Consider the following 7,420-nt stretch of genomic DNA (forward strand, 5'->3'; position numbering starts at 1 on the left):
CCATGGATCTGAATCTGAATGGACGCACGGCGATCGTCTGCGGTGCCTCATCCGGCCTTGGGCTTGCAACCTCAGAGGCGCTGAAGGCAGAAGGGGCCAACGTTGTGATGTTCGCTCGGCGTAGGGACCTCCTAGAGCAGGAGGCTGAGCGTATCGGCGCCACGGCTGTGCATGGTGATTCGACCAACTCGTCGGATCTGGCGAACCTCGTCGAACAGACAGTTCAAGCGTTCGGCGGCCTGGACATCCTCGTCCTCAACAGCGGCGGGCCTAAATGGGGACCGGCAGCCGAGGTCACCGCTAAGGAACTCGAAGTAGCGGTGCGACTCGTGCTGGCGCCCGCAGTGACCATGGTGGGGCTGGCCCTACCCCACCTCCGACGCAGCCTCTCCGCACGCGTCGTCGTCTTCACATCTGCCTCTGCCAAGGCGCCGATCGCCAACCTGGCACTGTCAAACATGACGCGCCCAGCCTTGACCGGTTGGGCCAAGACGCTCTCCCGTGAGCTTGGCCCCGAAGGCATCACAGTGAACTGTGTAGCACCGGGATACATCTTCACCTCACGTCTACAAGGTGCCTATCCCGACGGCCCGCCAGTTGAACACGTGGCGGACATCCCTCTCGGCCGTTGGGGAACGCCGGACGAGTTCGCAGACGTAGTCTGCTTCTTGGCCTCCGATCGGGCTCGGTACGTCAACGGAGTCACGCTTTCTGTCGATGGTGGCCTCACTCCCGGGCTCTATTGAGAGTCCCGCTGATAGGTCAGGGGCCGTTGTCGGACCACTGCTCGCAGCGGTGGCTCTACCAGGTCATGGCGGAGTGCGGTGACTCGAAGGGGGCGAGAAGCATCCCTGCCATGGCGACCTCGGACGCAACGTCAGAGCGGTTCTGAGGTGAGACGATTTTCGTAGACAGTCGCTACCAGGTAGGACGATCAGCGTCGTGTCTACATCTCAACGTCGGCACTACACCGCGGAGTTCAAGGCTGAGGGACTGTCAGGAGAACGGTGTAAGTGGCTCGACACGCCGACCCATCGGTTGGCGGGAAGGGTTACTGATGACCGAAACACTGGTGGGTGTGAGCCCATCGATTCCGGGCGGGCTGCTGGAGCAGCCTTCGCTCGCGGAGTCCGCCGTGGCGGGCTGTGATGTGCATGATCCTGGGGATCTGTTGGACCTGGCCGAAGCCGACGAGTTGAACGTACTGTCCGAGCCCTCGCCCGAGGAACTGGAGATCGCGCGGGACCTGGTGCGCCGGGCGCGGTCGCGTGGGGTCGCGATGACCGGTCCGGGCGGCCTGCTGCAGGCGCTCACTAAGACCGTCATCGAGACCGCGTTGGACGAGGAGATGGTCGAGCACCTCGGCTACGACAAGCACGACCCGGCCGGGCGGGGCAGCGGCAACTCCCGCAACGGCACACGGTCGAAGACGGTCCTGACCGAGACCGTCGGCCCGGTCCAGATCCAGGTTCCCCGGGACCGGGACGGCAGCTTCGACCCGATCATCGTGAAGAAGCGGCAACGCCGGCTGGGGGGTCGACACCATCGTGTTGTCGCTGGTCGCCAAGGGTCTGACCACCGGCGAGGTGAGCGCGCACTTTGAGGAGATCTACGGTGCCTCGCTGTCCAAGGACACCATCTCGAGGATCACCGACCGGGTCCTGGCCGAGATGGCGGAGTGGCTGGGGGTGGATGGCCAGGCCGCTGGAGAAGGTCTACGCCGCGGTGTTCATCGACGCAATCTACGTCAAAGTCCGCGACGGCCAGGTCGCCAACCGGCCGTTCTACGCCGCGACCGGGGTCGACCTGGCCGGCCACAAGGACATGCTGGGGATCTGGGCCGGTGCGCCGGTGGTGGCGAGTCCGCGAAGTTCTGGCTGCAGGTGCTGACCGAGCTGCGCAACCGCGGCACAGAGGACGTCTTCTTCATCATCTGCGACGGCCTGAAGGGGTTGCCCGACTCGGTCGCTGCAGCTTTCCCGCAGGCCACGGTGCAGACATGTGTGATCCATCTGATCGCCGAACACCTTCAAGTACTCCTCGAAGAAGTACTGGGGCCAGATCGCCGCCGACCTCAAGCCGATCTACCGGGCAGCCACCCGGGAGTCAGCCCGGGCGGCGTTTGAGGAGTTCTCTGGAGTTGTGGGGCACGACCTACCCAGCAATCAGCACCCTGTGGCGCAACGCCTGGGAACAGTTCGTGCCGTTCCTGGACTACCACCCCGAAATTCGGACCGTGCTTTGCTCCACGAACGCCATCGAATCCCTCAACGCCCGCTACCGCCGCGCGATCACCGTGAGGGGCCACTTCCCGACCGAGCAGGCCGCCCTGAAATGCCTCTATCTGGTGACCAGATCGCTAGACCCCAAGGGCACCGGCCAGACACGATGGACCATGCGTTGGAAGCCAGCGCTCAACGCATTCGCGATCACCTTCGGGGACCGGATGCCGAAGGCAGAACACCTCTAATGGAAACCGCCGCTTACACCGTTAATCGGACAGACCCGAGCTGGGGCGTCGCTAGCGTCCGAGCGTGGTCGAATCCGAGTCAGGACGGGATCTTTCGGGACTGGTCGTTTCCCGGGCAGGTGGCCTGGTCGCCACGGGCGACGAGCGGGAGCCGTACCGGCTCCTGGACTCCGCCGGGCATGTGGTCGAGCCGGTGTCGGTGTTCCTGCGCGATCTGCAGGCGATGGGCCGGTCCACGGCGGCGCTGCGGTCCTACGGGATGGATCTGCTGCGGTGGTGGCGGTTCCTCGACGCGGTCGGGGTCGGCTGGGAGCGCGCCTCGCGGGAGGAGGTGCGGGACTTCAGTTGTTGGATCGGGCTGACGGTCAAGCAGCGGCTGCAGACGTCGCGGCCCCGGACGGCGCAGTGGTCCAGGGGGGTGCCGGCTCCACCGAATCCGGTGACGGGTAAGCCAGGCACCGGCGATGGGTACGCGCCGGCGAGCATCGCGCACAGCGAGACGGTGCTGCGCCGGTTCTACGACTTCCATCGTGATGTCGCCAGCGGGCCGATCATGAACCCGTTCCCGCTGGACATGGCTCGGCGCTCGGGCCGGGCGAACGCACATCACAATCCGATGCAGCAGTGGCGAGCCGAGCGTGTCGGGCGGTACCGGCCGACGGTGCCGCGACGGTTCCCCCGGGCGATCCCGGATGCCTGGTTCAACGAGCTGTTTGCGGTGCTGGGGTCGAACCGGGATCGGGCGTTGGTGGCGTTCTGGATCTCCACCGGGGCACGGGCCGCGGAGCTGCTGGGGGTGCGTCCCTGCGATGTGCACCCTGGCGAGCAGCTGATCAGCGTGGTGCGGAAGGGCTCGCGGGCGGTGCAGCAGGTGCCGGCATCGGCGGACGCGTTCGTGTGGTTGCGGCTCTATCAGCAGGAGCTGTTCGGACAGGGGATCCCGCGTGGCCGTCGAGAGCCGGTGTGGTGGACGCTGCGCCGGCCGTATCGGCCGCTGACCTATCACGCGGCGCACCGGATGTTCGAGCGGGCCAACGGGGTGCTCGGTGCCGATTGGACGCTGCATGACCTGCGGCACAGCGCGGCCCCACGAATGGCCCACGATCCGCAGCTGTCATTGACCGACGTGCAGTGGGTGCTCGGGCACGCCCACCTGACCACGACGGAGCTGTATCTGACGCCCACCAACGACGAGATGGTCCAGGCGGTGCGGGCCCACCACGCCCGTCAGGGCCGGCGTGTTGACCCGCCGCCGGCGGCGGGTTACGACCCGAAGTCGCTGGCCGTGTTGTTCGGGAGGGCGTGATGAGCGTCAAGCACGTGGCCCGTACGCCGCTGGCCGTCCCCACCTCCACTCGCGCCCAGGCTTCGGCGCGCAATAGCCAGCTGCGGGCGCGGTTTCTCGCGCGGCCCGTGGAGGCGTGCTGGCCTGAGACGAAGCGGACGTTGGAGGACATCGTCCGCCGTCTGACGTCCCCGCCGTTCCTGCCAAACGCACATGGGACCCGCGTCGGCAGGCGTCACGGCGTGATCAAGCTGCTGCGCTGGCTGTCCACGGTCCCCGGCGAGACGTGGCAGCAGCGCTGGTTGGCCAGCGGAGTCGAAGACCACCCCGGTGCGGCGTGGGCGCAGCTGCCGCTGGCATGGCTGCGCGATCGCGGCGAGGGCCGAGACCGTGATGTGGAGAACGTGTCCTCCGGTCTGCTGATGCTGATCTGCGGCGACGTGATCCGGCCCGGGCTGCCCTGGATGCTCACCCGCACGCACCGCTACTTGGCCTCGGCCATGGCCCAGATCCGCGACTCCGACGGGTTCGCCAGCCTGCACGAACTCGCCGCGGCCGGGGCGGCAGCCGCGCGGATGGACGCGCGTATCGCCGAGACCAGGATCGCTACGCTGCTGGCTTGCAAGGGCGGCACCGTCGAGGACATCACCGTCGGCGACTGCGTCGAACTGGTCGACACCCAACGACTGGTGCACGCCCGCGGCGGGCAGAAGAAGGTCGACTTCTACCTGCGGCTGCACACGCTGGGCATCTTCCCAGCCGACGCCCCGGCCACCATCCGGGCGTTCGGGCTCGCAGCCGGCCAACTGAGCATCGAGGAACTGGTGGACCGATACCGGCTGCGCTGCACGCCGGTGCGCGACCTGATCGTGGACTACCTGCGCGAACGGCAGCCATCCCTGGACTTCGCCAGCCTCGACGCGATCTCCGCCACACTGGCCGGCCTGTTCTGGGCCAAGATCGAGACCCTGGCACCAGGCATCGACTCACTGCGCCTCCCACCGGAGATCGCCCAGCAGTGGAAGGAGAACCTGCGCACCAAGACGCGCACGGTCATCAACGCAACCGGCGAGCGAGTCGAGATCACCAGCCCCCGGCTCAGCGCCAAGGAGGAACTGCTGCGGGTACGCGCCTTCTACCTCGATATCGCCCAGTGGGCTGTGGAGGAGCCGGCCCGCTGGGGGCCGTGGGCGGTGCCCTGTCCGATCAGCGATGCCGAGATCGGCCGCGCCAAGGAACGCAAGCACCGCAAGTCCCGGATGGACCAACGCACCCGCGAGCGGCTACCGGTCCTGCCCGTCCTGGCGCGCACCGCCAACGAACGCCGCCAGGGCGCCGCGCGCCGGCTGAACGCCGCCGCCGACACCCCGCCCGGCACGCTCATCCCCGACACCAACGGCGCGCTGCGCAGGGCCGTCATGATCACCAAGACCAACGGCCGCAGCATCTGGGCGGAGGACACCGCCACCGGCACGCGGCGCAACCTGACCTACGAAGAAGACGAGGCGTTCTGGGCCTTCGCCGCGATCGAAGTACTGCGGTTGACCGGCGTCCGTGGCGAGGAGCTACTCGAGTTGACCCATCACAGCATCACCGAATACCGACTGCCCTCCACCGGCGAGCTGGTGCCGTTGCTGCAGATCGCACCGTCCAAGACCGACACCGAGCGGCTGCTACTGGTCAGCCCCGAGCTGGCCGACGTGCTCAGTGCCGTCGTCAGCAGGCTGCCCGCAGAGAACGGTGCGATCCCGCTGGTGGCCGCCTACGACGTGCGCGAACGGGTCTGGAACCCGCCGATGCCGCTGTTGTTCCAGCGCAGCGTCGGCAGCGAGCGCCGCGCGATCACCCCCACCGCGCTGCGCAAGCTGCTCCTCAACGCCCTGGCCGTGACCGGTCTGACCGATGCCGCCGGCGACCTGCTCCTCTTCTCACCCCACGATTTCCGAAGGATCTTCGTCACCGACGCCATCATGAGCGGTCTGCCCCCGCACATCGCGCAGATCATCTGCGGGCACGCGACTATCGCCACCACGCTGGGCTACAAGGCGATCTACCCGGCCGAGGCGATCGAGGCCCACCGGGCGTTTCTCGCTCGCCGTCGATCGACCCGGCCCGGCGAGGAGTACCGCATCCCCACCGAGGAGGAGTGGGATGCCTTCCTCGCCCACTTCGAGAAGCGGAAGGTGCCATCGGGACCTGCGCGCGGGCCTACGGAACGCCCTGCGTTCACGAGCACGCCTGCGTCAGATGCGCGCTCCTACGGGCAGATCCGGCACAGAGGGCGCGGCTGGAAGAGATCCGAGACAACCTCTACGCCCGCATCGCCGAGGCCGAACAGAAGGGCTGGCTCGGCGAGGTCGAAGGCCTCAAAGTCAGCCTCGCCGGCGCCGAGGACAAGCTCGCCCAGATCGATGCCACCCTCCTTCGCCGAACCGCCACCACCCCGCTCGGCATGCCCACGTTCACCGATGTCGCCGGCCGCACCGTTCCAACTTGCTGACACACAGATTCGCCAACACCGGGACGGAGACCAAGTTCAGATAAGGCTGCCTGACCTGTCCCGACTTCCAGACCACGCCGACGTTCCTGCCGATCCATCGCCGCCAGCGCGATGACACTCTCGAACTCATCGAAGTAGCAGAAAACCGCGGGAACACCCGCCTGGCCGAGAACCACCGACGGGTTCTCACCAACCTCGACACCATCATCACCGCCCTGGCCGCCATAGACGAAGAAGACCCCCATGACGCGTGAGCACATCGCCCAGCTCCACGCCGCCACCCTGCGACGCGCGAACTCTGCCCGAACCCGCGCACGCACCGCCCTGCGCAACCTCGACAAACAGGGCACACCCATCAACTACGTCATCGTCGCTGAGGCTGCCGGAGTCTCCCGCTCCATGCTCTACCGAGACCCCGAACTCCGCGGCGAGATCGACCGGCTCCGCGACGCCGCACACATCACCACGACCGGCCGGCCCGCCGTAGAACGGATGACCCAAGCATCCCGCGACGAACGCGATGCCGCACTCCGCTGCGAGATCAAACAGCTCCGCAACGAGAACCAGCCTCTACGAAACCAGCTCGCCGCCCTCCTCGGCGAGCAGCGCATCCACAACCAGCAGACCAAAGCATTTCCATCTACCGAACCGCGTCAACGACATGTCGCCGACGCCCTGTACTCGGCGCTGAACAGCCCGGCTCCAGATAACGATCAACTCGCTGTTCAAGGCCGAGTGCATCCGCAACCCGGTCATGCGTCCAGGGCGGCTGGAAGTCGGTCGTCGACGTCGAGCTCGCGGTCGCTGAGTACGTGGACTGGTCAACCACAGGCGCCTTCACGGCGAACTCGGCCAGGTTCCACCGAGCGAGTTCGAGGCCAACCACTGGGCCCGACAGGTCGTCAGCGGATACGTTGAAGCCCAGGTTCCGGCGACCGCCGGATCCAACTAACCGAGCCTCTACGGAACCCGGGGCGATTCAGGTCTACGCCCGAGCCGGGGAATGGCAGATGAGCACCGAGAACATGACCTCGCGTGGGATCATCAACTTCTCCCAGACGGTCGACGGCCCAAGGGGGGCCTACAACTACGCCCATTGGAACGACCCGGAGTACACCGAGGAATACACCAAGGCGATCAGTTCCACCACGATGGATGAGCGCAC

4 protein-coding genes and 1 pseudogene are annotated in these 7,420 nt (G+C 66.8%); all 5 read left to right on the forward strand.

Translation table 11 applies throughout. The features are described from left to right. The first annotated feature begins 2 nt into the window (after window positions 1-2). The 5 genes and pseudogenes from ACYQ1K_RS26410 to ACYQ1K_RS26430 all read left to right on the forward strand — a co-directional run bounded on the left by ACYQ1K_RS26410 (window position 3) and on the right by ACYQ1K_RS26430 (window position 7,173). Window positions 3-746 carry an SDR family oxidoreductase gene (locus tag ACYQ1K_RS26410; protein WP_459986573.1) on the forward strand — a complete coding sequence of 248 codons (744 nt, stop codon included), beginning with the start codon at window positions 3-5 and terminating at the stop codon, window positions 744-746. Window positions 747-1,054: 308 nt separating this feature from the next. Continuing rightward, a pseudogene (locus ACYQ1K_RS26415) lies at window positions 1,055-2,470 on the forward strand (IS256 family transposase). A 64-nt stretch (window positions 2,471-2,534) separates the two neighbouring features. Beyond that, window positions 2,535-3,776 (forward strand): tyrosine-type recombinase/integrase, encoded by a 1,242-nt coding sequence (locus ACYQ1K_RS26420; RefSeq protein ID WP_459986565.1) that lies wholly within the window; start codon window positions 2,535-2,537, stop codon window positions 3,774-3,776. Further along, on the forward strand, window positions 3,776-6,370 hold the full coding sequence (locus tag ACYQ1K_RS26425; RefSeq protein WP_459986567.1) for a tyrosine-type recombinase/integrase: 2,595 nt from the start codon (window positions 3,776-3,778) through the stop codon (window positions 6,368-6,370). The genes ACYQ1K_RS26420 and ACYQ1K_RS26425 overlap by 1 nt, the downstream gene beginning before the upstream one ends. 128 nt (window positions 6,371-6,498) lie before the next feature. Beyond that, window positions 6,499-7,173: a DUF6262 family protein gene (locus ACYQ1K_RS26430; protein ID WP_459986569.1), complete on the forward strand. Its 675-nt coding sequence runs from the start codon at window positions 6,499-6,501 to the stop codon at window positions 7,171-7,173. Window positions 7,174-7,420 lie beyond the last annotated feature (247 nt).

Source organism: Nocardioides sp. AN3, assembly GCF_054653495.1.

Bases quoted from the DNA above. Each gene is read 5' to 3' on its own strand.
- ACYQ1K_RS26410 (WP_459986573.1), top strand. From the start codon at position 3: ATGGATCTGAATCTGAATGGACGCACGGCGATCGTCTGCGGTGCCTCA.
- ACYQ1K_RS26425 (WP_459986567.1), top strand. From the start codon at position 3,776: ATGAGCGTCAAGCACGTGGCCCGTACGCCGCTGGCCGTCCCCACCTCC.
- ACYQ1K_RS26430 (WP_459986569.1), top strand. From the start codon at position 6,499: ATGACGCGTGAGCACATCGCCCAGCTCCACGCCGCCACCCTGCGACGC.